Source organism: Pseudomonas sp. K5002, assembly GCF_013386655.1.
Taxonomy (GTDB): Bacteria; Pseudomonadota; Gammaproteobacteria; order Pseudomonadales; family Pseudomonadaceae; genus Aquipseudomonas.
In genome coordinates this window covers 1-3,063 of record NZ_JACARK010001068.1, presented here as the reverse complement: position 1 = coordinate 3,063, position 3,063 = coordinate 1, and the positions used below count along the sequence as shown (strand labels likewise).

At 62.4% G+C, this 3,063-nt stretch carries 2 protein-coding genes; both read left to right on the top strand.

Going from position 1 to position 3,063, the window contains the following annotated elements:
• Window positions 1-977: 2-oxo acid dehydrogenase subunit E2 (locus HX846_RS33230; protein WP_178967052.1), on the top strand; the 977-nt coding region annotated here is incomplete at its 5' end.
• A gap of 315 nt (window positions 978-1,292) precedes the next feature.
• A partial coding sequence (locus HX846_RS33225) for a diguanylate cyclase domain-containing protein (protein WP_178967051.1) occupies window positions 1,293-3,063 on the top strand: 1,771 nt, incomplete at its 3' end.

Below are 3,063 nucleotides of genomic sequence, written 5' to 3'. Positions count from 1 at the left end.
CGCCTGCTGCAAAAGCCGAGGCCGCACCGGCTCCGGCGGCTGCACCTGCGCCAAGCGGTGCCAAGGTTCATGCCGGCCCTGCCGTGCGCCAACTGGCCCGTGAATTCGGCGTCGAGTTGAGCGCGGTAACCGCCAGCGGTCCTCACGGTCGCGTGCTCAAGGAAGACGTGCAGGTTTACGTCAAATCCATGATGCAGAAGGCCAAGGAAGCTCCGGCTGCCGGCGCTGCTACCGGTGGCTCGGGCATTCCGCCGATCCGCACCGTCGACTTCAGCCGCTTCGGCGAAATCGAAGAAGTGCCGATGACCCGCCTGATGCAAATCGGCGCGGCCGGCCTGCACGCCAGCTGGCTGAACATCCCGCACGTGACCCAGTTCGACCAGGCCGACATCACCGACCTGGAAGCATTCCGCGTTGCGCAGAAAGCCGTGGCCGAGAAGGCCGGCGTGAAGCTGACCGTGCTGCCCCTGCTGCTCAAGGCTTGCGCACATTTGCTCAAGGAGCTGCCGGACTTCAACAGTTCGCTGGCGCCAAGCGGCAAGGCGATCATTCGCAAGAAGTACGTGCACATCGGCTTTGCCGTCGACACTCCGGATGGCCTGCTGGTACCGGTCATCAAGAACGTCGACCAGAAGAGCCTGCTGCAGCTTGCCGCTGAGGCTGCTGCACTGGCTGCCAAGGCCCGCGACAAGAAGCTCACCCCGGACGACATGCAGGGCGCGTGCTTCACCATCTCCAGCCTCGGGCACATTGGCGGCACTGGCTTCACGCCAATCGTCAACGCGCCGGAAGTGGCGATCCTGGGTGTTTCCAAGGCCACTATCCAGCCTGTGTGGGACGGTAAAGCGTTCCAGCCGAAGCTGATGCTGCCACTGTCGCTGTCCTACGATCACCGTGTGATCAACGGCGCGGCTGCCGCACGCTTCACCCAGCGCCTGAGCCAGTTGCTGAACGACATCCGCACCATCCTGCTTTAAGCCACAACAGGTCTTCTGCCCATGCAGAAGACCTGGCTTCAACGATTTCCGAGCGCCACGCTCGTACCTCAACCCCGCCAATTGGCGGGGCTTTTTTTGCCTGCTTTCCAGGGAAAACCTGGACACGGAAATCGAGGTTGTACACCGCCCATCACCCCGGTTGCAGAAAACCGCTCGCTGGCCGATAACCCACTTATAGCACTTAGCCTTCATCCTCTCTTGTCAGCCTGTGCTGCATGATGCAACCTTGCCGCAGGCAACAGTAAAGAGGGCGTGAGCCCGGCGCGATGCGCATTTTTCCAAGCGAGTTTCCCCATGAAAAGCCAACCCGATGTCGCCCGTACGGCGGCCGAGGTAGTGACGCAATTACCGGTGCCTTCGCGCCTCGGTATGCTGCGTTTCGAGCGGCTTAATGAGGCTAGCTGGGCCCTGCTGTACCTCGACCCCAATTGCGAACGCCAGTTCGGCCTGCCCGCGATGGAACTGTGCGCCCTGATCGGCTCGCCCTACGCCAGCCTGATGGAGCCCCAGGCGCGCTATCAGCTGCATGATGCGATCCAGGAACAGCTGACCATCAGCCCGCATTACCTGGTGCGCTACACCCTGCACACCAACGACGGCCCGTTGAGCCTGCTGGAACTGGGTGAAGCCTACAAACAACACAATCGTCACCTGCTGCGCGGCTACCTGATGGTGGTCGAAGGCCTGTTCAGTGATCTCCCACCGGCCCCTGCGGCAGACCTGGAGAGCCAGAACAGCCGCTTGCAGATTGCCCTGGAACTCAACCAGCGCGCCCAGCAGGAACAACTGCAACACCTTGAGCGGGTACGCGCCCAGCAGGAATTGATCCTGCTGCTGGCCCGCCAGCGCTACAGCACCAACAACTCGCTGCAGGAAGCCGCCGAGCTGATCACCCACAGTGCCTGCGATATCTACCAGATCGACTGCGCGAGCATCTGGAACCTCGAAAACCAGCATCTGGTGCCGATTTCCGCTTATCACCGCGCCGATCAGCAGCACCACCTGCCAGAGTCTATCGATGCCAGTGGCTTCCCGGATTACCTGGAAGCCCTGCAAACCAGCCGTGCGATCGACGCCACCAACGCCATGCGCGACCCACGCACGCGTGAAATGGCCGAGAGCCTGCGCCCGCGGGACATCCACGCCATGCTCGACGCCAGCATCCGCGTCGATGGCAACGTGGTCGGCGTGTTGTGCCTGGAGCAAAGTGGCAGCACCCGCGTCTGGCAGTCCGACGAGATCGCCTTTGCCGGCGAGCTGGCCGACCAGTTCGCCCAGGTGATCAACAACCACAACCGCCGCACCGCCACCAGTGCCCTGCACTTGTTCCAGCGAGCCGTGGAGCAAAGCGCCAATGCGTTCCTGCTGGTCAATTGCGACGGCGTGGTGGAATACGTCAACCCCAGCTTTACCGCGATCACCCAGTACAGCACCGAAGAAGTCCACGGCCACCAGCTGTCGGAACTGCCGGCACTGGAGAACCTCAGCGAGCTGCTGTTCGACGCGCCTTCAAGCCTGGCCAAGAGCAACAGTTGGCAAGGCGAGTTCAAGAGCCGGCGCAAGAACCTCGAACCCTACTGGGGCCAGTTGTCGATCTCCAAGGTTTATGGCGACAACCGTGAGCTGACCCATTACATCGGCATCTACGAAGACATCACCCAGACCAAGCTGGCCCAGCAGCGCATCGAGCGGCTGGCCTACACCGACAACCTGACCAACCTGGGCAACCGCCCGGCGTTCATCCGCAACCTGGACGAACGCTTTGCCCGGGACAGCGACAGCCCCATCAGCCTGCTGCTGGTGGACATCGACAACTTCAAGCGGATCAACGACAGCCTCGGCCACCAGACCGGCGACAAGCTGCTGATCAGCCTGGCCCGGCGCCTGCGCAACAGCCTGACCACCAGTGGCAGCCTGGCGCGGTTTGCCAGTAACGAATTTGCCGTGCTGCTGGACGATACCGACCTTGAAACCGGCCAGCAGGTCGCCAGCCAGTTGCTGGCGACCCTCGACAAGCCGATGTTCGTCGACAACCAGCTGATCAGCGTCACCGGCTCCGTGGGCC